Source organism: Streptomyces sp. NPDC001373, from assembly GCF_042895815.1.
Taxonomy (GTDB): domain Bacteria; phylum Actinomycetota; class Actinomycetes; order Streptomycetales; family Streptomycetaceae; genus Streptomyces.
Genome location: NZ_JBIAWQ010000003.1, coordinates 229,171 through 250,420 on the forward strand (window position 1 = coordinate 229,171; position 21,250 = coordinate 250,420).

The 21,250-nt window shown below is 75.8% G+C and carries 21 protein-coding genes and 1 pseudogene; 18 read left to right on the plus strand and 4 right to left on the minus strand.

Annotation, left to right across the window (positions count from 1 at the left end; all coding sequences use genetic code 11):
* Positions 1 to 22 precede the first annotated feature (22 nt).
* From ACFY15_RS09250 to ACFY15_RS09270, 5 genes are all read left to right on the plus strand, one after another.
* Positions 23 to 1,174 (plus strand): gala protein, encoded by a 1,152-nt coding sequence (locus ACFY15_RS09250; RefSeq protein WP_390687155.1) that lies wholly within the window; start codon positions 23 to 25, stop codon positions 1,172 to 1,174.
* On the plus strand, positions 1,171 to 3,027 hold the full coding sequence (locus tag ACFY15_RS09255) for an ankyrin repeat domain-containing protein (protein ID WP_390687156.1): 1,857 nt from the start codon (positions 1,171 to 1,173) through the stop codon (positions 3,025 to 3,027). Before ACFY15_RS09250 ends, ACFY15_RS09255 begins: the two co-directional genes overlap by 4 nt.
* Entirely contained in the window at positions 3,024 to 4,214 is a 1,191-nt protein-coding gene (locus ACFY15_RS09260) for an AAA family ATPase (RefSeq protein WP_390687157.1), read from the plus strand. The genes ACFY15_RS09255 and ACFY15_RS09260 overlap by 4 nt, the downstream gene beginning before the upstream one ends.
* On the plus strand, positions 4,211 to 5,425 hold the full coding sequence (locus tag ACFY15_RS09265; RefSeq protein WP_390825376.1) for a VWA-like domain-containing protein: 1,215 nt from the start codon (positions 4,211 to 4,213) through the stop codon (positions 5,423 to 5,425). Before ACFY15_RS09260 ends, ACFY15_RS09265 begins: the two co-directional genes overlap by 4 nt.
* Positions 5,426 to 5,531: 106 nt before the next feature.
* Entirely contained in the window at positions 5,532 to 6,077 is a 546-nt protein-coding gene (locus ACFY15_RS09270; protein ID WP_390687158.1) for a TerD family protein, read from the plus strand.
* A 221-nt stretch (positions 6,078 to 6,298) separates the two neighbouring features.
* Here the strand turns inward: ACFY15_RS09270 and ACFY15_RS09275 are convergent, their stop codons facing one another.
* Positions 6,299 to 6,928 carry a TetR/AcrR family transcriptional regulator gene (locus ACFY15_RS09275; protein WP_390687159.1) on the minus strand — a complete coding sequence of 210 codons (630 nt, stop codon included), beginning with the start codon at positions 6,926 to 6,928 and terminating at the stop codon, positions 6,299 to 6,301.
* Positions 6,929 to 7,101: 173 nt separating this feature from the next.
* Between ACFY15_RS09275 and ACFY15_RS09280 the strand changes: the two genes are divergently transcribed.
* The 8 genes from ACFY15_RS09280 to ACFY15_RS09315 all read left to right on the plus strand — a co-directional run bounded on the left by ACFY15_RS09280 (position 7,102) and on the right by ACFY15_RS09315 (position 14,606).
* Positions 7,102 to 8,169: a phosphatase PAP2 family protein gene (locus tag ACFY15_RS09280; protein WP_390825273.1), complete on the plus strand. Its 1,068-nt coding sequence runs from the start codon at positions 7,102 to 7,104 to the stop codon at positions 8,167 to 8,169.
* Positions 8,166 to 9,035: a hypothetical protein gene (locus tag ACFY15_RS09285; RefSeq protein ID WP_390687161.1), complete on the plus strand. Its 870-nt coding sequence runs from the start codon at positions 8,166 to 8,168 to the stop codon at positions 9,033 to 9,035. Before ACFY15_RS09280 ends, ACFY15_RS09285 begins: the two co-directional genes overlap by 4 nt.
* A 5-nt stretch (positions 9,036 to 9,040) precedes the next feature.
* Entirely contained in the window at positions 9,041 to 9,337 is a 297-nt protein-coding gene (locus ACFY15_RS09290) for a hypothetical protein (protein ID WP_390687162.1), read from the plus strand.
* A gap of 69 nt (positions 9,338 to 9,406) precedes the next feature.
* Positions 9,407 to 9,673, plus strand: coding sequence for a GlsB/YeaQ/YmgE family stress response membrane protein (locus tag ACFY15_RS09295; protein WP_042810319.1), 267 nt, complete (start codon positions 9,407 to 9,409; stop codon positions 9,671 to 9,673).
* A gap of 89 nt (positions 9,674 to 9,762) precedes the next feature.
* A complete protein-coding gene (locus tag ACFY15_RS09300; protein ID WP_390687163.1) occupies positions 9,763 to 10,170 on the plus strand; it encodes a hypothetical protein in 408 nt (135 codons plus the stop codon).
* Positions 10,171 to 10,268: 98 nt separating this feature from the next.
* On the plus strand, positions 10,269 to 11,912 hold the full coding sequence (locus ACFY15_RS09305) for a peptide-N4-asparagine amidase (RefSeq protein ID WP_390825274.1): 1,644 nt from the start codon (positions 10,269 to 10,271) through the stop codon (positions 11,910 to 11,912).
* A 27-nt stretch (positions 11,913 to 11,939) separates the two neighbouring features.
* The gene (locus tag ACFY15_RS09310) at positions 11,940 to 13,118 is read left to right on the plus strand and encodes a serine/threonine-protein kinase (protein ID WP_390825275.1); all 1,179 of its coding nucleotides are present in this window, start codon (positions 11,940 to 11,942) and stop codon (positions 13,116 to 13,118) included.
* Positions 13,119 to 13,352: 234 nt separating this feature from the next.
* On the plus strand, positions 13,353 to 14,606 hold the full coding sequence (locus tag ACFY15_RS09315; RefSeq protein WP_390825276.1) for a histidine kinase: 1,254 nt from the start codon (positions 13,353 to 13,355) through the stop codon (positions 14,604 to 14,606).
* Here ACFY15_RS09315 and ACFY15_RS09320 read toward each other — a convergent pair.
* A complete protein-coding gene (locus ACFY15_RS09320) occupies positions 14,596 to 14,757 on the minus strand; it encodes a hypothetical protein (protein WP_390687168.1) in 162 nt (53 codons plus the stop codon). The two genes, ACFY15_RS09315 and ACFY15_RS09320, sit on opposite strands and share 11 nt — an antisense overlap.
* A 131-nt stretch (positions 14,758 to 14,888) precedes the next feature.
* On the opposite strand from ACFY15_RS09320, the gene ACFY15_RS09325 reads away from it, so the two are divergent.
* Both ACFY15_RS09325 and nadE read left to right on the plus strand, forming a co-directional pair.
* Complete coding sequence (locus ACFY15_RS09325) at positions 14,889 to 15,527, plus strand: response regulator (protein ID WP_390687169.1); 639 nt, start codon at positions 14,889 to 14,891, stop codon at positions 15,525 to 15,527.
* 113 nt (positions 15,528 to 15,640) lie between these two features.
* Positions 15,641 to 16,489 carry an ammonia-dependent NAD(+) synthetase gene (nadE, locus tag ACFY15_RS09330; protein ID WP_390687170.1) on the plus strand — a complete coding sequence of 283 codons (849 nt, stop codon included), beginning with the start codon at positions 15,641 to 15,643 and terminating at the stop codon, positions 16,487 to 16,489.
* Here the strand turns inward: nadE and ACFY15_RS09335 are convergent.
* Both ACFY15_RS09335 and ACFY15_RS09340 read right to left on the minus strand, forming a co-directional pair.
* Positions 16,483 to 17,259, minus strand: a complete 777-nt coding sequence (locus tag ACFY15_RS09335; RefSeq protein WP_390687171.1) for a transglycosylase SLT domain-containing protein — start codon at positions 17,257 to 17,259, stop codon at positions 16,483 to 16,485. The genes nadE and ACFY15_RS09335 overlap by 7 nt on opposite strands.
* A gap of 402 nt (positions 17,260 to 17,661) precedes the next feature.
* Positions 17,662 to 18,624: a dihydrodipicolinate synthase family protein gene (locus ACFY15_RS09340; protein ID WP_390687172.1), complete on the minus strand. Its 963-nt coding sequence runs from the start codon at positions 18,622 to 18,624 to the stop codon at positions 17,662 to 17,664.
* 71 nt (positions 18,625 to 18,695) lie between these two features.
* On the opposite strand from ACFY15_RS09340, the gene ACFY15_RS09345 reads away from it, so the two are divergent.
* From ACFY15_RS09345 to ACFY15_RS09355, 3 genes and pseudogenes are all read left to right on the plus strand, one after another.
* Complete coding sequence (locus ACFY15_RS09345) at positions 18,696 to 19,679, plus strand: LysR substrate-binding domain-containing protein (protein ID WP_390687173.1); 984 nt, start codon at positions 18,696 to 18,698, stop codon at positions 19,677 to 19,679.
* A gap of 73 nt (positions 19,680 to 19,752) precedes the next feature.
* Positions 19,753 to 20,838: an S-(hydroxymethyl)mycothiol dehydrogenase gene (locus ACFY15_RS09350; protein WP_390687174.1), complete on the plus strand. Its 1,086-nt coding sequence runs from the start codon at positions 19,753 to 19,755 to the stop codon at positions 20,836 to 20,838.
* A 122-nt stretch (positions 20,839 to 20,960) separates the two neighbouring features.
* Positions 20,961 to 21,215, plus strand: a pseudogene (locus ACFY15_RS09355) (alpha/beta hydrolase); the annotation flags it as partial.
* Between the last annotated feature and the right edge of the window lie 35 nt (positions 21,216 to 21,250).

Sequence of the window (21,250 nt, forward strand, 5' to 3'; positions counted from 1 at the left end):
CGAAGGAACCGGTGGAGTGGTGATGACACGGCCGACGCCCGTACGGTGCCCCGCGATCGAGCACCCGGACCTGCCGCTCGCCGACCCGGCGGGCCTGGACCCGCTGCTCGCCCGCCTCGCGCAGGACCGCCTCGTCGAGGCCGACGAGGCCTTCCCCCTCGGCACCCTGCGCGCCGACGGCCGCGTCGACCTGTGCAAGCAGGGCCTCGGCCCGGCCGGCGCCTCCCGCCTGCTGCCCGCCGCCACCGCCTCCCCGCACGCCGTGCACCTGCTGCTCGGTACGAACTCCATCGGCGACGAGGGCGCCCGCACCCTCGCCGCCGCCCTCACCGCGGCCGGCCCGGAGCACGGCCTGCACACCCTCTACCTCGGCTGCAACCGCATCGGCCCCGAAGGCGTCCTGGCCCTCGCCGGCGCCCTCGCCGAGGACACCACCGTCCGCGCCCTCTGGCTCAAGCGGAACCCCGTCCGGGAGGACGGCGCCCGGACCCTGGCCGCGCTGCTGCGCCGCAACACCGCCCTGCGCACCCTCGACCTGGTCAACACCGGCATCGAGGCCGACGGCGTACGCCTTCTCCTGGACGCCCTGCGCACCCGCGAGACCCCGCTGGAACGCATCTACCTCGGCGGCAACGGCCTCACCGCCGAAGCGGCCCCGCTGCTCGCCGCCCTCATCCGCGAGGCCGGCGTCCGCGAGCTGTACGTCCCCGCCAACCACCTCGGCGACGAGGGCGCCGCGGTCCTCGCGGCCGCCGCCGCCGAAGCGGGCCCCGACCGCCCGGTGCGCCTGGGCCTCGGCGGCAACGGCATCGGCGTGCCCGGGGCCCGCGCCCTGGCCGCTGCCCTCGGCGGCATCGAGTCCCTGGACCTCGGCCGGGTCATGTCCGAGCGCAGCCTCGGCTCCCCCGGCAACGCCACCGGGGACGAGGGCGCGTACGCCCTGGCCGACGCCCTGCCCGGAAGCGCGCTGCGCCGCCTGGAGCTGCGCCACACCGGCATCACCGGCCGCGGCGCCAAGCGCCTGCTGGCCGCCCTCCCCGACGACTGCCCCCTGGAGCACGTCGGCCTCGGCCCCGGCACCCCCCGCCGCCTCAAGCGCTCCTTCGCCGAGCGGATGCGCCCCGCCCGGGCCGGCCACCCGGACCTGCGGGCCATCGGCAGCGTGTACCGGTGAGCGCCTCCAGCGAGCAGTCCCTCGCCGACCTGCCGCCCGGCGCCCTGCACGACGAGGACGCCGCCGCCTGGCAGCGGATCCGCCGCTACGCGGTGCCCCGCTGGATGATCGAGCAGGCCACCGCGCACCGCCTGGCCGGGGACTGGCGTGCCGCCTGCGCAGCCGCCGGCACGGAGACCACCGTCGACCTGACGGCGCTCGCCGCGGAGCACGGCACCGCCGTCGCCGAAGCGGTGGCGGAGGACCTGCGCCACTTCGCCCCCGACCTGCTGCGCTGGCATCTGCCCCGGGTCCTGGGCGGCCGCACGGTCGTGGCCCCGAACCGCCGCGTCGTGCTGGCCCGTTACGGCTCCGGACCGGACGCACCCCTCCTGTACGTCACCACCCGCGCCATGGTGGACGGCCCGCAGCGGCTGCGGCTGCACTGCGCGCCCGTCGACCCCGGGGCGCGGCGCCACTCCTACGCCTCCTGGGTCGTCGAGGACTGGACCCGCGCCCGCTGGCTCTGGGACGTGCGGCACACCTCCGAGCTGCGCTCCAGCGTCGGCCCGGCCGACCGGATCCCCTTCTTCCGCGCCGACGGCACTCCGCTGGGCGAGGACGAGCTGCCCACCGCCGACCCCGGACCCGCCGACCCCGCCGGGCGCGCGGAGTGGGCCGCCGTGCTCCAGTGGCGCCGGGAGAGTGTCGAGGCCTTCGCCGCCGCCGGGATCGCACTCGACCTGAGCGCCCCGCCGAACGCCTACCGCTGGACCAATGCCGCGGCCGCGCTGAAGGGCGCCGCGCTGAGCCCGGCCCTGCTCGCCGCCGGGGTCCGCCGCCTCGCCGCGGCGGGCGCCGGCGAGCGGTTCACCTTCGCCCCGCACTGGAGCTGCCTGCTGCTGGTGGAACCCGACGGCCCGGACGGCGGGCTGCGGGCGCGGCTCGTCGACTCGCCCGACGTCCGCGACGTACCCCGGCTGCCGGACCACGCCTGGCGTCCGCTGCCCGACCTGCACCTCGTGCGCAGCGGCCGGACCGCCCCGCGGGAGCTGCACCCGCTCGTCGCCGACGCCCTGTTCCCCGGGGCCGGCCCGGCCGAGGGCCCGCCCGGCCCCGCCGCGCCGCGGCCCGTCCGGGTCCGCTGCGTCGGAGAGTGGCACGAGGTGGGCTCCCGGGACGGCGCGCTCGAAATCCCGCACACCGCCGAGGAGCAGCAGCGCGAGCGCGCCATGCGCGCGTTCGGCGGCGCCGTCGCCGGCTGCTTCGCCGTGCGCGAGGCGTGGACCACCGGCGAGGGCCGCCTCCCGCGCGCCCTGCGCGCCGAGCGCCGCGAGCTGTTCGAACGCGTCCAGCACGGCGACACCCCCGGCGTCCTCGCGCTGCTTGACGCGGGCCTCGACCCCCGGGTGCGCAACGGCCGCGGCCAGGGCCTGCTGCACCTGCTGCCCTTCGTGCGCCACGAGGAGCTGCTGCCCCGGCTGCTGGAGGCCGGACTCGACCTGGAGCAGGAGGACGACGCCGAGCGCACCCCGCTCCAGAGCGCCGTCCAGAACGGCGGCACCGCGTCCCTGGTCAGGGCGCTCCTGGCGGCCGGGGCCCGTACCGACGTGGTCGACAACATGGAACTGTCGCTCGGCCAGGTGGTGACCCGTTACAAGCGCACCGACCTGATCTTCCTGAAGGAACTCGTGGAGGAGCGCCACCCCGGCATCAACTTCGAGGAGTACGACGAGTTCCTGGCCGAGCGCGCCGAATGGGGCGACTCCGACGACGACCACGAAGAGGACGGCTACGCGGAGGCCGGCGACTCCGAGGCGGGCGACGCGGTGGACGCGGGCGGGTCCGGCAGCGACGGCAGGGCAGGCGAATGAGCACCGCGCCCGCCCCCGCGCTGGCCGCCGCCGACGCCCTCAACGCACGGCTCGGCGCCACCCGTACCGAGCCCGCGGCCAACCCCCAGCTGGAGGCGCTGGCCCTGGCGGTGACGGCCAACCAGCCCGTCCTGCTGTGGGGAGAGCCCGGCATCGGCAAGTCCGCCGGCATGGAGCGGCTCGCGGACGCCCTCGGGGTCCGGCTGGAGACCGTCATCGCCAGCGTCCACGAGCCCTCGGACTTCGCCGGCCTGCCCATCGTCGGCGACGACCCCGCCACCACCGGCGTGCCCATGGCCCCGCCGGACTGGGCGGTGCGCCTGGCCCGCACCGGGCACGGCCTGCTCTTCTTCGACGAGCTGTCCTCCGCCCCGCCGGCCGTCCAGGCCGCCCTGCTGCGCGTGGTCCTCGAACGTCGTGTCGGAAGCCTCGAACTGCCCGCGTCCGTACGGATCGTCGCCGCCGCCAATCCGCCGTCCAGCGCGGCCGACGGCTGGCACCTCAGCCCGCCGCTCGCCAACCGCTTCGTCCACCTCGACTGGACCCACGACGCCCGCACGGTCGCCCGCGGCATGGCCGGGACCTGGCCCGAGACGGCCCTGCCGGCGGTCGACCCCGCGCGGGCCGGCGGCGCGGCCGCCCGCGCCCGGGGCGTGATCTCCGGCTTCCTCACGGCTCGTCCCGGCCTGGTCCACCACATGCCGAACGACGCCGAGGGCCGCGGCCGGGCCTGGCCCTCCCCGCGCACGTGGGAGATGGCGCTGCGCCTGCTGGCCACCGGCTACGCGGCCGGCGCGGGCCGCGAGGCGCTGGCCGCCGCGCTCACCGGGGCCGTCGGCGACGGAGCGGGCCTGGAGCTGCTGACCTACCTGGAGAACCTGGACCTGCCCGACCCGGAGAAGGTGCTGGCCGACCCCGACGCCTTCGCCCTGCCCAAGCGCGGAGACCGCCAGCTGGCCTTCCTCATCGCGGTCGTGGCCGCCGTGCAGGGCGAGCTCACCCGGCCCCGCTGGGAGGCCGGCTGGGCGGTGCTCGCCAAGGCCGTCGACGCGGGAGTGCCCGACGTGGCCGCACGGGCCGCCGCCGACCTGGCCGCGATGCGCGACCTGTCCTGGCCCGTACCGGCCGGGATCGACGCCTTCGTGGAACTGCTCCAGCTGGCCGGGGCCCTGCCCGGCGCCCGCTGACCGTGGACCGCCCCCTGGACCGGGCCAAGCTGCTCGCCGCCCGCTACGCGGCGGCCGAGGCCCGGCCCTACCTGGCCTCCGCCCTGTACGCGCTGACCGTCGTTCCCTCCCCGGGGCCGACGGGGGTGCGCACGATGGGCGTCGACCGGTACTGGCGCTGCTACGTCTCGCCCGAGTTCGTGGAGCGGACCCCCGTCCCCGAGCTGGCCGGCGTGTGGATCCACGAGGTCGCCCACCTGCTGCGGGACCACCACGGCCGGGCCGACCGGCTCCCCGCCGCCGACCAGCGCGATCCGCTGCGGATCAACATCGCCCAGGACTGCGAGATCAACGACGACCTCCTCGCGGACGGGCTGCGGCTGCCCGACGGCAGGATGGAGCCGGGCCGCTTCGGCCTCCCCGCGGGCGGCCTCTTCGAGGGCTACCTGCCCGGCATCCCGCGCACGCCCCCGCACGAGCACGTGGACTGCGGCTCCGGCGCGCATGGTGTGCCCGCGCCCTGGGAACTCGGCGACGGCGGCGCCGGCACCGCCCGGATCGGCCCCGTGGAGGCGGAGGCCCTGCGCCGGACCACCGCCCAGGCCATGCGCGCCCACCGGCGCACCCGGGGCCGCGGCAGTCTGCCCGCCGGATGGGAACGCTGGGCGGAGGAGGTGCTGGAGCCCGTCGTGGACTGGCGGCGTGCCCTGACGGGGGCGGTCCGCGAGGCCGCCGCCTGGGCGGCCGGCGCCGTGGACTACACCTACCGCCGTCCCTCGCGCCGCACCCCCGCACTGGGCGGCCGGGTGGTGCTGCCGAGCCTGCGCCGGCCGCTGCCCCGGGTCGCGATCGTCGTGGACACCTCCGGCTCCATGGGGGACGAGGAGCTCGCCGCCGCGCTCGGCGAGGTCACGGGAGTCCTGCGGGAGGTCGGCGTCGGTGGGAACCGGGTCGCGGTGCTGGCCTGCGACGCCGACGTACAGGCCGTGAACCGGGTGACCAGCGCCCAGCAGGTGACGCTGGCCGGGGGAGGCGGCACCGACATGCGGGTGGGCATCGCTGCCGCGCTGGCCGTGCCCGACCGGCCGGACATCGTCGTGGTCCTGACCGACGGGTACACCCCCTGGCCGGAGGGGGCCCTGCCCTGCCGGGTGATCGCCGCGCTGATCGGGGCGGGCGCCCCGCAGCCGCCGGCCTGGGTGGAGACCGTACGGGTGGATCCCGCCCGCTGAGAGGCGAACTGGCTGGTTGTGTACGGTGGTTCGCCCGGTGATCACGAACGCGTGGCAGCATGGCAGGGCAGCACCGGCCAGAGCGGCCGAGCGGAGGGGGAGTCCGGTGACCGGAGTACGCAAGAGCCTGGCCAAGGTGGAGATATCCCTGCGCTGGGACCCCAGCCCGGCCGGGACGCCCCCGCACGACCTGGACCTCGTCGCCGGCGTCTTCGGGATCCGCGACCCGTACGGGGAGCCGGTGTACCTCGTGCACTTCGGCAGCCGCGCCCCCGACGGCACGGTCACCCTCGACCGGGACAGCCGCGACGGGCAGGGCTTCGGCTGGGACGAGGTGATGATCCTCGAACTGGACCGCATGGCGCCCGAGCTGGGCCGGGTCGTGGTCGGCGTGGTCATCCAGGACCCGGGCCCGGCGGGCACGCCCGGCCGTACGGTCTTCGGCTCCGTCGCCGGGACCGGGCTGCGGATCCGGGAGGGCCGCACCGACCTCGCCACCCTCGACTTCGCCGGGCTCGCCGGGGCCGCGTCGGCCACCGTCGCCGAGTTCGTCCGGGACGGCGCCGGCGGCTGGGTGCTGGACGCCCGGGCCCGCGGCTTCGAGGCGGACCCCCAGGAGTACACCCGGGTCATGGGCGCGGCCCGGGGCTGACCGGGCGCGGGGCGCGGGGGCGTGTGAAGCGCCCGCGTGGAAGAGCCCGCGTGGAAGAGCCCGCGCGGAACGCGTCCGCGCGGGGAGGTCCGTACCGGACGGGGCGGCGGTCCCCCTGCTCGGGAGGGCCGCCGACCCGTCCGGGTGGCGCGCTGCCGCCGTCCCCACGAGGCAGCGCGAGCGGGTCGCCGTCCGGTCATCGTGGACGGCGGCCTGCCGGTTCAGGTGGCCGGTCGTTCCCCCGGGCCGATCCCCAGGGCGGGCAGCAGGGCCGCGTCGACGAACCGGACCAGGTACTCGGCGTCGGCGTAGCGCCCCTCCAGCACCGGCCGGATCCGCAGGACGCCCATGAGCTGCGCCGGGAGGAACTCCACGGCCGGATGGTCCGCGGTGATCTCGCCCCGCGCCACGGCCCGCGCCACGATCGCGTCGAAGGCCGCCAGCTCGGGCTCGACCAGCGCCTCGCGCAGCGCGCGCTGGAGGTCCTCGTCGCTGAGCACGGCGTTCCCGAGGGCCTGGGTCAGCCGGGTGTCGCGCCCGGAGGTGCCGGCCGCGATCCGGGCGGCCTCGCGAAGGTCGCCCGCGAGGTTCCCGGTGTCCACGTCGGCCAGCGTCCGCTCGCCGCGCCGCGCCCGGCCCGCGCGCAGGGCGGCGGCGACCAGCTGGGGCTTGGACTTCCACTGCCGGTACAGCGTCGACTTGCCGCAGCTGGCACGGGCGGCCACGCCCTCCATGGTGAGGGCCTCGTACCCGTGCTCGCGCAGCTGGTCCAGGACGGCGTCGTAGAACTCCTGCTCGCGCTCCGGGCTGATCTTGGATCGGCGCGCGGTGGCCTGCGGCGTGGACGTCATGGGGTGCGGCTCTCCTCGCGAGCTCCCGGGCAGTGGGTCGTGCCTCCCAGTGTACGGCTTCGGCAGCTTATCGGTACACCATCGTATCGATACGCGAATGTATCGATACACTGGCGTGTCGATCGGAACGGTCCGACCGAATCCGCTCCACCCGAAAGAAGTGAGACCGGGGGATGACCTCCCACACCACACCCGGCCGGCCGGCCGCCCCCGCGGGCGGGGCCCGGCGCCGGCTCATACGCGAGCTGCTACTCGTCGTGGGCCTGTTCGCCGTGTACAAGGCGGGCCGGATGCTCTCGACGGGCCGCACCGAGGAGGCCCACCGCAACGCGGGATGGGTCTGGGACGCCGAACGCGCCCTGCACCTGCCCGGTGAAGGGGCCGTGCAGCGGCTGCTGCTCCACTCGGACGCCGCCGTCCACGCCGCGAACACCTACTACGCGGCCGTGCACTTCCCGGCGACCGTCCTGTTCCTGGTCTGGCTGTACCTGCGCCGCCCGGGGCACTACCTGTGGACCCGGCGGGTGCTCGCCGTCCTCACCGGCGCGGCCCTCGCCCTGCACCTGGCCTTCCCCCTCGCACCGCCGCGGATGCTGGAGGCCGCCCACCTGGTGGACACCGGCCAGGTCTACGGGCCGACCGTCTACCGGGCCGCCCCGGCCGCCGACACGATGGCCAACCAGTTCGCCGCCATGCCCTCGCTGCACTTCGGCTGGGCGCTGATGCTGGCCCTCGGGATGATCGCCGCGACCCGCTCGCGGTGGCGGGTCCTGTGGCTGCTGCACCCCCTCGCCACGCTGCTGGTGGTCGTGGGCACCGCGAACCACTACTGGGTCGACGCGGGCGTGGCCACCCTGCTGCTGGGCGCGTCCCTCCTGCTGGTCCCCCGCCCGGCGGCCCCCGGCACCCCGGCCCCGGAACGCCGCCTGCCCCGCCCGCGCGGCACGGCGGAGCCCGCCCAGCAGGCCCCCGCCCCGGCCCCGGTCCCGTCCGCAGCCTCGGCCCCGGCTGCGGCCCCGGCCCCGGCCTCGGCTTCGGCTGCGGCCTCGGGCGCAGCTCCGGCCCCGGCTGCGGCCCCGGCCCCCGCCTCGGCTTCGGCTGCGGCCTCGGGCGCAGCTCCGGCCCCGGCTGCGGCCCCGGCCCCGGCCTCGGCTTCGGCTGCGGCCTCGGGCGCAGCTCCGGCCCCGGCTCCGGCCCCGGTCCCGTCCGCCGCGCCCGTGCCCGCCGGGGGCGAGCGGTGAAAGCCACCGTCCTCGCCGTCGCACTCTGCCTGGCCTCCGCCGTCACCTACGCGGCCGCCGCCGTCGCCCAGGAGCGGCTCGCCCGCCGCGCCGTCGCCCGCACCGCCCGCGACCTGGTCGGCAACGGCGCCTGGTGGTGGTCGGCCGGGCTGAACGCCGGCGCCGCGCTGCTGCACGCGGCCGCCCTGCGCTACGGCCCGCTCACCCTGGTCCAGCCCCTCGGCGCGCTCACCCTCGTCGCCGCCGTTCCGCTCGGCGCGCGCGGCGCCGGCCGGCGGGTCGCCGCCACCGAGTGGCGGGGCACCTTCGCCACCGTCGCCGGACTGGGCCTGCTGCTGCTTCCCGCCTCCGGACCGGCTCCCGACGACACCCTCACCGTCGCCGAGGCCCTCACCGTCTCCGGCGCGACCCTGGCCGTGATCGCCCTGCTCACCGCCCGCAAGGACCCCGGCCCCGGCCTGCGCCACGCCACCGCCTCCGGGCTCGCCTCCGCGGTCGCCTCCGCCCTGACCCAGACCGTGGCCGTGGCGGGCGGCCGCGGCGGCGCCCTGCTCAGCGCCCGGGTGGTCACCGTGGCCCTGCTCGTCGTGGTCTTCGCCGTCGGCGGGATGCTGCTCTCGCAGCGGGCCTACCGGGGCGGCCTCGGTGCCCCGCTCGCCGTGGTCAACCTGGCCAACCCCCTCGCCGCGGCCGTCATCGGCATGGTGCTGCTCGGCGAACGCCTCCAGGGCGGGGCCCTGGGCATCGTGCTCGCCGCCGCCGGAGCCCTCGCCGCCGGCCGGGGGGTCCTGCTGCTGACCAGGACCGCGCCCGGCGACCAGGCCGGCGAAAGCCACGCCGTACCGGCCGGCCATGTGACAGCATGACCGCCATGGCCGACCGCTCGCACCTCTCCCTGTGGTCCCGGGACTCCGTGCTGTCCATCGGGTCGGTGGGCTCCGTGCTCTCCGTCGGCTCGGTCGGCAGCGTGCTGTCCGTCGCCTCCTTCGGCTCCGCGCTCAGCATCGGATCGGCGGCCTCCTGGCTGAGCGCGGGCTCCGCCTTCTCGGCCCGCTCCACCCTCTCCCTCTTCTCCTACCGCTCCCGGGGCGGCCTCGCCGTGACCGGCATCGGCGCCGTGACGGCCGCCGTCGCCGCCACCGCGCTCCTGCGCGCCCGCGACCGCTGAGAACCGCGGTGCCCGCGGCTGCGTCCTCCCCACCGTAGAGACGCTGACCAACGAGCGGAGTGAACGACCATGGGCATCATCGGCTGGATCGTCCTGGGCCTGCTGGCCGGAGGCATCGCCAAGATCCTGCTGCCCGGCCGGGACCCCGGCGGTTTCATCGGCACCACCCTCATCGGCGTCGCGGGCGCCTTCATCGGCGGCTGGCTCTCCGCCCGGTTCCTGGACCGCCCGATCCAGAACCACTTCTTCGACCTCGCCACCTGGGGCGCCGCCATCGCCGGCTCCCTCGTCCTGCTCATCGGCTACCGCATCCTCTTCGGCAACTCCCGCGACTGAGCCGTCTCCTCCGGAGGAGACGGCCCGGGAAGCCCGCATACGCCGGGGCCGCACGGCGCGCCGTACGAGATACGTGGAGCCCCCGCGACATGGGCGTCACCCCCCTCCCCACCGCCGACCTCTGCGACGAGCACGGCGAGAGCCCCGGCATCTGCACCACCGCCTTCCGCCCCATCGGCGGCCGCCGCCTCTTCGCCGGGCCCGTGCGCACCGTCCGCTGCCACGAGGACAACGCCCTGCCGCGCGAACTCCTCCACACCTCCGGCGAAGGCGCCGTCCTCGTCGTCGACGGCGGCGGCTCGCTGCGCACCGCCCTCGTCGGCGACCTCATCGCCGGCGCGGCGGAGCGCTCCGGCTCTCGGCGTGCAGGCGCAGGGCACCTGCCCCCGCAAGAGCGGCAGGACCGGCGCGGGCTCCGTCGACGAGCCCGTCACCATCGGCGGCGTCACCTTCCGCCCGGCGACGACGACGGCGTCGTGGTCCTCCCCGCCGCCTGACGCGCCGACGGGACCACCCGGAGCGGGGGCGAGATCCCGCCAGGCCCGGACCACCGGCCCTGGCGGGAGGAGCCCGGCAGCCGCTTCACTGCGGGCCCATGAGACGACACAGGATCATGGGCCTGCTCGGCGCGCTCACCCTCGCCGCGGGCACCCTGGCCGCCACCGCCGGACCCGCGGCGGCCACCCCCGCCCCGGTCTCCGCCCGGCCTGCGGACACCCCGCCCGCCGAGTTCGGCACCGACTGGCACGACCCCCTCACCGCCGCACCGCCCGTCGAACACCCCGACACCCGGTCCTGCCGGGTGACCCTGGCCGAGGCGCAGTTCCGCGACTTCACCCCCTACCGGGGCGCGTACACCCCGCCCGAGGGCTGCGGCCGCGCCGACTGGGCCACGGTGGTGCTGCGCCTCGACGGCAAGGTCAAGGGCCGCCAGTACGACCGTCTCGGACACCTCACCCTCGGCGGCGTGGAGATCCTGCGCACCTCCACCCCCGAACCCTCGCCCGAGGGCATCGAGTGGTCCGTCGAGAAGGACGTCACCCGCTACCGAGACACCCTCGCCCGCCCGCAGCCCGTCGAGATGCTGATCGGCAACGTCGTCGACGACACCTACACCGGGGTCGTCGACGTCAAGGTCACCCTCACCTTCTACGCCGCCGAGGGCCGCACCCGCCCCGCCCCCACCCCGGACCGGGTCCTCCCGCTCACCACCCCGGAGGTCACCACCCCGCGCAACACCGAACGGATCCTCGCCGAGGTCTACGCCACCGGCTCCGGCGGCGGCTGCGAGGAGTACTGGTACATGACCGTCCCCGACGCCGCCCCCTACTCCTGCAAGGCCGCCGACGGCCCCTACCGCGAGGTCCGGATCTCCGTCGACGGACAACTGGCCGGGCTCGCCGCGCCCTTCCCGACCGTCTGGACCGGAGGCTGGTCCAACCCCTTCCTCTGGTACGTCACCCCCGGCCCCCGCGCCTTCGACGTCCAGCCGATCGTCTACGACCTCACCCCCTACGCCGCCCTCCTCAACGACGGCCGCCCGCACCGGATCGAGGTGGCCGTCACCGGGGTCCCGGCCGGCCAGAGCGGCTGGAGCACCCCCGCCAACCTGCTGCTGTGGCAGGACCGGGGCCGAGGGGTCGTCACCGGCGCCCTCACCCGCCACGACGAGACGGCCCCCACCGGCACCTCCCGCTGGACACCCGCCGCCCCCGGCGGAGAACACCGCCTCGACACCGAGGGCGCCCACCGCCTCACCGTCGCCGGCCACCTCGACACCTCCCACGGCCGGGTCACCACCACCGTCACCCGGGCCGTGCGGAGCACCTCCGTCCACCGCTGGACCGACGGCGAGAACGCCGACGCCCTCAGCGCCTCCTGGAACGACGAGGAGAGCGTCACCCGGGGTGCCGACACCACCCGCACCACCCGCGCCTACACCATGGACGGCGAGACCACTCTCGGCGCCGGCGACCGGCTGCGCACCGTCCTCTCCCTGGGCGACCGGGCCGACACCCTCACCCTCCGCGGCGGCCGCCGGACCGGGCTGACCCGCCTCGACGACCGGTACACGGGCGACGCCTCGTACACCGCGAACGTCCCGCGCGACCAGCGCCACGCGGTCGGCACCACCACCGCTCGCCACCAGCTGTACGGGACGGGAATCGGCGGCGGCTGTTACGACCGTACGGTGACCACCGCGCAGGGCGCCCTGACGGCGGACCGCCGCCGCTGCTGACGATGGCGCCCTCTACGATGACCGGCCATGGACACGAGTGAGGCCGGCAGACGGCTGGTCGACGGCCGTTTCGAACTGATCGCACCCCTGGGCGCCGGGGGCATGGGAACGGTGTGGCGCGCCCGCGACATCGCCCTGCACCGCGAGGTCGCCCTCAAGGAGGTGCGCCCGCCGGACCCGGCCTCCGAGGCCGCCAACCCCGGGCTCTCCGCCCAGATGCGCGAGCGGGCCGTGCGCGAGGCCCGGGCCCTGGCCCGCCTCGCGCACCCCGGTGTGGTGACGATCCACCACATCGTCGAGCCGGAAGCCGGAACCGACGGCCACCCGTGGATCGTGATGGAGCTGGTCAGGGGCGGCTCCCTGCACGACCGGCTGGCCGACGGACCCATGCCCGTCGCCGACGTGCTGCGGCTCGGGCTCGACGTCCTGTCGGCGCTGCGCGCCGCGCACGCCGAAGGGGTCCTGCACCGGGACGTGAAACCGGCCAACGTGCTGCTGCGGCCCGACGGCGCCGCGGTGCTGACCGACTTCGGCATCGCCGCCCTCGGCGGGGCGACCGCCATCACCTCCACCGGGGTGCTGATCGGCTCGCCCGAGTACATCGCCCCCGAGCGCGCGCGGGGCGAGGAGGGCCTCGCCGCCTCCGACCTCTGGTCCCTCGGCATGATGCTGTACGTGGCCGCCGAGGGCACGCACCCGCTGCGCCGTGCCACGAGCCTGGCCACCGTCGTCGCCGTCCTCGACGACCCGATCCCCGCGCCGGTGCGCTCCGGCCCGCTGGGCCCCGTTCTGGAACGGCTGCTCGTACGGGACCCGGCCGTGCGGCCCGACGGAGCCGCGCTGGAAGCCCTGCTCCGCGACGCGAGCGCCGCCGCCGGAACCGGCACGGCCCCGGCAGGAGCCCCGCCGGCGTTCCTGCCCCCGCCCCCGGTGTCGGACACCCGCCCCTTCGTCCCCGGCGGCGGCTCCCCGTGCGACCGCACCGCACCCGTCACCCCGGCCCGCGCCCGGCGCCTGCGGCCCGTCCTGATCGGCGCCCTGCTCGTGCTGGCCCTCACCGGCGGCGCCATCGGCGTCCGGTCGCTGCCCGACGGGAGGTCCGACACCTCCGGCACGCACGTGAAGGCGGGCGCCAACGAGTACGGCCGGGGCGGCTACCTGTACGCCGACGCCCAGGGCGATGTGAAGAAGGTCTACCGCTCCTGACATCGTGTTTGCTCCCGGTGGTCGCCGCCATGACCGAGCTCATGGGACACCGGCTGACCGCGGTGGTGCGGGCACTGCGCCGCCGCGCGTGGTGACATTCGTACCGGCCGGGACCGTACGGGCGGCTCTGCCGGCGTCCACGCCCCGTCCATAACGTGGTGGTCATGACGGAGCAGATCTCCGCACCGCCGCTCGGGCGGGGGCGAACGGGTGGAACGGGAAGCGGGAACGGACATGCGGGACGGGTGCCGGAGGGCGAAGGACCGGGCGGCGGACCGGAAGGCGGACCGGAAGGCCGACTGGCCGGCCCGCAGGGCCGAGTGGCGAGCGGCGGAGAAGGCCCGCAAGGCCCGGGGCGAGGCCCCCGACTACGGCAGCGGCCCCATGGGCCCGCCCAACGCGTTCACCCTCCTGCCCTGGCTGCTGCTGGGCATGGGCGCCATCTCCAACGTGGTCCACGGGCAGACCCCGAACCCCTGGATCGGGGCCCTGGGCCTGCTCGTCTTCAACTCCCTCTACATCACCCTGGTGTTCCGCGCCTTCGACAAGCGGGCCCGGGAGGCGGCCGCCACCCGCTGGTGCCTGCTCGCGCTCGGCGCCGTCACCTGCGCCCTGGCCGGCGCCTACGGCGGCAACTGGCTGCTGTTCTTCCCGCTGCTGGGCCTCGCCGCCGGCGCGGTGGTCCGGGGCCGCCGGATGGGCCAGGTGATGGTCGGCGTCAGCGTCCTCGCGGGTGTGATCGGCGGACTGCGGGAGGGTTGGGACGTCCTGGGCATCGTCTACGGGACCTTCCTGTCCGGCCTCGTCACCGCCGCCATCCTCGCCCTGTCCGAGACCGTGCGGGAACTGCGCGACACCCGGCAGGAGCTGGCCCGGGCCGCCGTCGACCAGGAGCGGCTGCGCTTCTCCCGCGACCTGCACGACCTGCTCGGCCACACCCTGTCGGTGATCGTCGTGAAGTCGGAGGCGGCCCGGCGCATCGCCCCCCGCGACCTGGAGGCCGCCCTCGGTCAGGTCCGCGACATCGAGACCGTCGGCCGCCAGGCCCTCACCGAGATCAGGGAAGCCGTCACCGGCTACCGCGAAGCCAGCCTGGCCGCCGAACTCGACCGGGCCCGGAACGTGCTGACCGCCGCCGGTATCGAGCCGCTGGTGCGCCAGTCCGGGCCGCCGCTGCCTCCGCAGGCCGCCGCCCTGCTGGGATGGGTGGTCCGCGAGGCCGCCACCAACACGGTCCGCCACAGCGGGGCCGCCACCTGCGAGATCGAGGTGCACGGCGCGGCGGAACGGGTCCGGCTCGTGATCACGGACGACGGCCGCGGCGTGGGCTCGACCCCGCCGGGCAGCGGACTGACCGGCCTCGGGGAACGTCTCGCGGCCGCGGGCGGCACGCTGACCAGCGGCCCCGTACCGGGCGGGGGCTTCCGGGTCAACGCCGAACTCCCGGTGGAGGCGGGCGTGGGTGTCGAGGAGGGGGCTACCCCATGAGGAACAGTCCGACCAGCCCGACCGCTGCGGACACGGAGCAGACGATCCGCTGCGTCCGGTTCCAGTTGTCCCAGCCCCTCTCGCAGCGGCTGCCGACCATGATGCCGACCATGCCGGTTGCGAACGTGCCGAAGCCGACCGTGCCCCTCATGCCGTCCTCCCCTCAACTCGCCTTCCGGGCAAGCCGGTCCGGGATCCACGAGGGTACGCCGCCGCAGGCGTCGTGCACCAGGGGCGCCGCCCCGCGGGGGCGGGGCTGTGCCCACGGCCTAGGCTGGCCGCATGACCGAGCCTGACGCGGGGCGCTCCGTGACATCCGTACGAGTCCTCCTCGCCGAGGACCAGGGCATGATGCGGGGCGCCCTGGCCCTGCTGCTCGGGCTGGAGGAGGACATCGAGGTCGTGGCGCAGGTGGCCGCCGGCGACGAGATCGTGCCCGCCGCCCTCGACGCCCGGCCCGACGTGGCCCTCCTCGACATCGAACTCCCGGGCCGCAGCGGACTCGACGCCGCCGCCGAGCTGCGCACGGCGCTCCCCGGCTGCCGGGTGCTGATCCTGACCACCTTCGGCCGCCCCGGCTACCTCCGCCGGGCGATGGAGGCGGGGGCCGCCGGGTTCCTGGTCAAGGACGGGCCCGTGGAGGAACTGGCCGCCGCGATCCGCCGGGTGCTGGCGGGGGAGACCGTGGTCGACCCCTCGCTCGCGGCGGCCGCGCTCAGCGCCGGCCCCAACCCGCTGACCCCGCGCGAGGCCGACGTCCTGAAGGCGGCGGTCGACGGGGCCACGGTCGCCGACATCGCGACCCGGGTGCACCTGTCGGAGTCGACCGTGCGGAACTACCTCTCGGCGGCCATCGGCAAGACCGGCACCCGCAACCGCATGGAGGCCGTCCGCGCGGCCCGCCGCCAGGGCTGGCTCTGACGCACGGCGGGGGCGGGCGGGCCGCCTGGGTAGGGTGGGGGCGACGGTACACCGCCGAACGGAAGCGCGAAGCCCGCCGAGAGCGCGGACAACGCCGAGAACGAGGAGCAGACGTGAGCGAGCCGGCGTCCATCGCCCTGCAGCAGGAGATCGCCCGGGAGCTGGAGGTCGCCGAGACCTTCGACGCCGAGCGGGAGATCGAGCGCCGGGTGGCCTTCCTCGCCGAGCGGCTGACCTCCACGGGCCTGCGCTCCCTCGTCCTGGGCATCAGCGGCGGGGTCGACTCCACCACCGCCGGCCGACTGTGCCAGCTCGCCGTCGAGCGGGCCCGTGCGGCCGGGCACGAGGCCCGCTTCTACGCGATGCGGCTGCCCTACGGCGTCCAGGCCGACGAGCACGACGCCCAGCTCGCCCTGTCCTTCATCCGCGCCGACGAGGTGCTGACCGTGGACGTCAGGCCGGCGAGCGACGCCGCCCTGGAGGCCGCGCGGGCCGCCGGCGTGGAGTTCCGCGACGCCCACCACGAGGACTTCGTGCACGGCAACATCAAGGCCCGCCAGCGCATGATCGCCCAGTACGCGGTGGCCGGCGCCCGGGACGGCCTGGTGGTGGGCACCGACCACGCCGCCGAGGCGGTCTCCGGCTTCTTCACCAAGTTCGGCGACGGGGCGGCGGACCTGGTCCCGCTGACCGGTCTGACCAAGCGCCGGGTGCGCGGGGTCGCGGACGCCCTGGGCGCGCCCGCCGAACTGGTGTGGAAGACCCCGACCGCCGACCTGGAGACCCTCGACCCGGGCAAGGCCGACGAGGACGCCCTCGGGGTCACCTACGACGACATCGACGACTTCCTGGAGGGCAAGCCGGTCGACGCGCGGGCCTTCGACACGATCGTCCGCCGCTACCGGCTCACCGACCACAAGCGGCGGCTGCCGATCGCCCCGGGGCACCTTCCGGCTCAGTAGGCGCCGTTGACGTTGTCGATGGAGCCGTAGCGGGCGGCGGCGTAGTTGCAGGCGGCCGTGATGTTCGCGACGGGGTCGTACGAGTCCATCGCGGTGCCGGGCACGTGGTAGGCCCGGAAGGTCGGGTCGATGACCTGGAGCAGGCCCTTCGAGGGGATGCCGGCCGCGGCGTTGGAGTCCCAGTTGTTGATGGCGAGGGGATTGCCCGAGGACTCCCGCATCACGTTGCGGTGGATCCCGTCGTAGCTGCCGGGGATCCCGTGCTTGGCCATGATGTCCAGCGACTGCCGGATCCAGCCGTCCAGGTTGTTCGCGTAGGTCTTGGCGGCGGCGGGCACCGCGGCGGTTTTGGCGGCGAGCGCCGTGGCCCGGGTGGCGGCGGCCTTCGCGGCGCCGCCGAGGGTCAGTTTGAGGCCGGGGCGGATGACGGAGGGGTCGTTTCCGATGGCTCCTCGGTTGGCGTCATAGAGGGCCTGCCAGCCGCCGTCCACGGAATGCTCCGTAGCGATCTTCGTGAGGGTGTCGCCGCCCACCACGGAATAGATCAGGGGGGCCGCCGCCTTTTCCACGGCCGGTTGGGCGGCCGGTACGGCCGCGGGACGGGCCAGGGTGCTCACGGCGGGCGCCGCGGCCGGCTGCGCGACGGCCGCCCCGGCCGTGGTCGCGCTGATCAGGGGGAGGGCGAGGGCCGCTCCGCCCGTGCCGGCGAAGGCCAGCCTGCGGGCGATCCTGTGCTGCTTCGGCCGACGGTGCTTACCGGATGCGGGCATGGGCGTGTCCTCACGTGGGGGTACGGGAGAGCCCCGGCGGCGGCCGGATTCGGCATTCGGTCACCGGGAATGAGGGTGACCGTAGGCGAGCGCGGAGGGCCGAACAAGACGGGAATTCCTCCCGGAGATCGACTTCTCTCCGGCCCCCCGGTAAATGACCTTGGAAAACTTCTCCGGAAATCCCGGTTTCCCTTTCCGGGAAAAGGGAATCGACCCTTCCGGGGAAATTGATGTTGGCCCGGCGGGTGTGGCTCACATCACGGCCCCGCCGGACCCTCCGCGCCCGCGCTCAATACGGGCAATTCGCGGGCCGATGCCGCTGATCCGGGCGACTCGCGCGAGAGTGATGTTTCGTGACCGATTGGGACGAATCGGGCGCATTTTCGAGGGTCCGCGGCGAGGTCAGAGAGCGGCCAGCTCCTTCAGGGCGGCCGCCACCGCCGCATCCGACGCCGGCAGCAGCGGAAGCCGTACGTCCGGCGCCGGGATCCGCCCCTGCGCGTGGAGCACGCCCTTGACCACCGCCGGGTTCGGTTCCGTGAAGAGCGCCGCCGAGAGCCGCGCCAGCCCGTGGCCCAGCTCCCGGGCCCGCACCGCGTCGCCGTCCCGCCAGGCACCGGCCAGCTCCGCGAACCGCTCCGTCGCCAGGTGCGCCGAGGCCAGGATCCCGCCCGAGGCCCCGAGCGCGAGCAGCGGGGACAGGTACACGTCGTCCCCGGCCAGCACCGCGAACCCCTCCGGCAGGTCGCCCAGCAGCGCCACCGCCTCCTGGTCGATCCCGCCGCCCGCGTACTTCACCCCGGCCACCCCGGGCAGCGAGCCCAGCGCGCGCAGCGCGGCCGCGTCGAGCGGCTGCCCCGTCCGGTACGGGATGTGATAGACGATCAGCGGCACCGGACTCACCTCGGCCAGCCGCGCGAAGTGGGCCAGCACCCCCGCAGCCCCCGGCCGGACGAACGGGGGCACCGCCACCAGCGCCGCCCCCGCCTCCGGCCACCGTGCGAGCCCGGCCAGCGAGGCCGCCGCCGCCCGGGTCCCGCCCGCCCCCGCCCCCACCGTGAGCGGCGCGCCCCGCTCCCGGCAGACCCGGGCGCAGACCCCGGTCACCAGCTCCCGCTCGGCCTCATCGAGGGCGGCCGCCTCGGCGGTCGTGCCCAGGGCCACGATCCCGGCCGCGCCCGCGTCGAGCACCTCGTGCGCGAGGGTCTCCAGCGACCCGGCGGCGACCTCCCCGCCGCGGGTGAAGGGGGTGACGAGCGGGACGTGGATCCCGCGGGGGAAGAGCCCCGTGGCCCGGCCCGCCGTCCCTCCCGTCTGCCGTTCCACGTGGTGCCGTTCCGTATGCCGTTCGGTGTCCTGTCGCATGCCCAAGAGCCTCGCCCGCCCCGAGCGCCGAATCCAGTTCACGTTCCTTACGTGATCCGTAAGCTGAGCCGATGCTCGACGTACGCCGCCTGCGGCTCCTGCGCGAACTCGCCCGGCGCGGCACCATCGCAGCCGTGGCCGAGGCCCTCTCCTACAGCCCCTCCGCCGTCTCCCAGCAACTCGCCGTCCTGGAACGCGAAGCCGGACTGCCGCTGCTGGAGCGCACCGGCCGCCGGGTCCGGCTCACCCCGGCGGCCCAGAACCTGGTCGGGCACGCCGAGGCGGTGCTGGAGCGGCTGGAACGGGCCGACGCCGACCTCGCCGAGGCCCGCAGCGGCCTCGCCGGGGTACTGCGGATCGGCGCCTTCCCGACGGCGACCCGCGCCCTCGTCCCCGCCGCCCTGGTCCACCTGGCCCGCCGCCACCCGGCGCTGGAGCCGATGGTCCACGAGACCGACCCGGCGGCGGTCGCGCACGCGCTGCGCGCCGGCGAGCTGGACGTCGCCCTCGTCCACGAGTACGACTTCGTCCCCGCGCCCCCGGAACCGGGGCTGGCCACCCGGCCGCTGTACGGGGAGGCGATGTACCTGGCCGCCCCGGCGGAGGAGCCGGAACCGGAGCCGGGGCGGCACCAGGGGCCGGAAGCGGAGTTTGCACCGGCCGTCGGACCCGCCGGCGGCCCCGACCAGGGCGCCGTGCTGCGGGCCCACCGCGACGCGCCCTGGATCACCGCCACCCCCGGCACCCTCTGCCACGCCATGACCCTGCGCGCCTGCCAGGCGGCCGGGTTCACCCCGCGCGTCCGGCACCGCATCGACGAGTTCGCCACCGTCCTCGCGCTGGTCGCGGCCGGGCAGGGGGTGGCCGTCGTACCTCAGCTCGGGGTGAGCGGCCCCCCGGGCTCCGGCGTCGCCCTGACCCGCCTCCACATGGAGCGACGCACCAAGATCGCGTTCCGCAGCGGGGCCGGCGCCCACCCCGCCGTGGCGGCCTTCGCCGCCTCGCTCCGGGCCTGCGTACCTCCGGATCTGGCCGTACCGCGCGCCGGAGCGTGACACAACTCCCGTACCGCGCCACGCCCGTGTACGTTCGGTGATCCAGACCGATCCGATCAGAACGGGGTACGACGTGACACATCGCGTACGAGGAGTCATCGCGCGGAGCAAGGGCGCACCGGTGGAGACGACCACGATCCTCGTGCCCGACCCGGGGCCGGGCGAGGCCCTGGTCAAGGTCCAGGCCTGCGGGGTCTGTCACACCGACCTGCACTACCGCGAGGGCGGCATCAACGACGAGTTCCCCTTCCTCCTCGGCCACGAGGCGGCCGGCGTCGTCGAGTCCGTCGGCCCGGACGTCACCTCCGTCGCCCCCGGCGACTTCGTGGTCCTCAACTGGCGTGCGGTGTGCGGCACCTGCCGGGCCTGCAAGCGCGGACGCCCCTGGTACTGCTTCGCCACGCACAACGCCACCCAGCCCATGACCCTGGAGGACGGCACCCCGCTCTCCCCGGCGCTGGGCATCGGGGCCTTCGCGGAGAAGACCCTCGTCGCCGCCGGCCAGTGCACCAAGGTCGACCCGGCCGCCTCGCCCGCCGCCGCGGGCCTTCTGGGCTGCGGGGTGATGGCCGGCCTCGGCGCCGCCCTGAACACCGGAAACGTCGGGCGCGGGGACTCGGTCGCCGTCATCGGCTGTGGGGGAGTGGGCAACGCGGCGGTCGCCGGGGCCCGGCTGGCCGGCGCCTCGAAGATCATCGCCGTGGACCTGGACGACCGTAAGCTGGAGTGGGCGCGCGGACTCGGCGCCACCCACACCGTCAACGGCCGCACGCAGGACGTGGTCAAGGCGATCCAGGAGCTGACCGGCGGGAACGGCGCGGACGTGGTCGTCGAGGCCGTCGGCCGCCCCGAGACCTACCAGCAGGCCTTCTACGCCCGGGACCTGGCCGGCACCGTGGTGCTGGTCGGCGTGCCGACGCCGGACATGAAGCTCGAACTCCCGCTCCTCGACGTCTTCGGCCGCGGCGGCGCCCTCAAGTCCTCCTGGTACGGGGACTGCCTGCCCGAGCGCGACTTCCCGCTCCTGATCGACCTCTACCTCCAGGGCCGGCTCGACCTCGACGCCTTCGTCTCCGAGACCATCCCGCTCGACGGGGTCGAGGAGGCCTTCGCCCGCATGGAGCGCGGCGAGGTGCTCCGCTCGGTGGTCGAGTTCTGACCCGGTGACGGCGGGCGCGGTTCCGTAGACTCGGCCGGACCGCAGACCTCCGCCCGCCCCGGCCGCGACCCGGCCGGGGCCCGGCGGAGGTCCATCCGCACCCACCACCCCAGGGGCCGTCCGTGACCCGCCGGCGCAGCCACAGCTACCGCCAGCCCGGTGTCGTCCTCACCGACCACCGCTTCAGCGTGCCGCTCGACCACGCCCGCCCCGACGGCGAGCACATCGAGCTCTACGCGCGCGAGGTCGTGGCGAGCGGCACGGACCCCGAACGGCTGCCCTGGCTGCTCTACCTGGAGGGCGGCCCCGGCTTCGGGGCCCGGCGTTTCACCGGGCGGCAGGCCTGGCTGGAGCGGGCCCTCGCCGACTACCGCGTCGACGGCGTCCGCGCGGGCGGCCCCCGTGTCCTGGA

Bases quoted from the DNA above. Each gene is read 5' to 3' on its own strand.
- ACFY15_RS09305 (WP_390825274.1), top strand. From the start codon at position 10,269: ATGAGACGACACAGGATCATGGGCCTGCTCGGCGCGCTCACCCTCGCC.
- ACFY15_RS09300 (WP_390687163.1), top strand. From the start codon at position 9,763: ATGGGCGTCACCCCCCTCCCCACCGCCGACCTCTGCGACGAGCACGGC.
- ACFY15_RS09280 (WP_390825273.1), top strand. From the start codon at position 7,102: ATGACCTCCCACACCACACCCGGCCGGCCGGCCGCCCCCGCGGGCGGG.
- ACFY15_RS09315 (WP_390825276.1), top strand. From the start codon at position 13,353: ATGCGGGACGGGTGCCGGAGGGCGAAGGACCGGGCGGCGGACCGGAAG.
- ACFY15_RS09340 (WP_390687172.1), bottom strand. From the start codon at position 18,624: ATGCGACAGGACACCGAACGGCATACGGAACGGCACCACGTGGAACGG.
- ACFY15_RS09335 (WP_390687171.1), bottom strand. From the start codon at position 17,259: ATGCCCGCATCCGGTAAGCACCGTCGGCCGAAGCAGCACAGGATCGCC.
- ACFY15_RS09320 (WP_390687168.1), bottom strand. From the start codon at position 14,757: ATGAGGGGCACGGTCGGCTTCGGCACGTTCGCAACCGGCATGGTCGGC.
- ACFY15_RS09260 (WP_390687157.1), top strand. From the start codon at position 3,024: ATGAGCACCGCGCCCGCCCCCGCGCTGGCCGCCGCCGACGCCCTCAAC.
- ACFY15_RS09325 (WP_390687169.1), top strand. From the start codon at position 14,889: ATGACCGAGCCTGACGCGGGGCGCTCCGTGACATCCGTACGAGTCCTC.
- ACFY15_RS09295 (WP_042810319.1), top strand. From the start codon at position 9,407: ATGGGCATCATCGGCTGGATCGTCCTGGGCCTGCTGGCCGGAGGCATC.
- ACFY15_RS09290 (WP_390687162.1), top strand. From the start codon at position 9,041: ATGGCCGACCGCTCGCACCTCTCCCTGTGGTCCCGGGACTCCGTGCTG.
- ACFY15_RS09250 (WP_390687155.1), top strand. From the start codon at position 23: ATGACACGGCCGACGCCCGTACGGTGCCCCGCGATCGAGCACCCGGAC.
- ACFY15_RS09275 (WP_390687159.1), bottom strand. From the start codon at position 6,928: ATGACGTCCACGCCGCAGGCCACCGCGCGCCGATCCAAGATCAGCCCG.
- ACFY15_RS09345 (WP_390687173.1), top strand. From the start codon at position 18,696: ATGCTCGACGTACGCCGCCTGCGGCTCCTGCGCGAACTCGCCCGGCGC.
- ACFY15_RS09310 (WP_390825275.1), top strand. From the start codon at position 11,940: ATGGACACGAGTGAGGCCGGCAGACGGCTGGTCGACGGCCGTTTCGAA.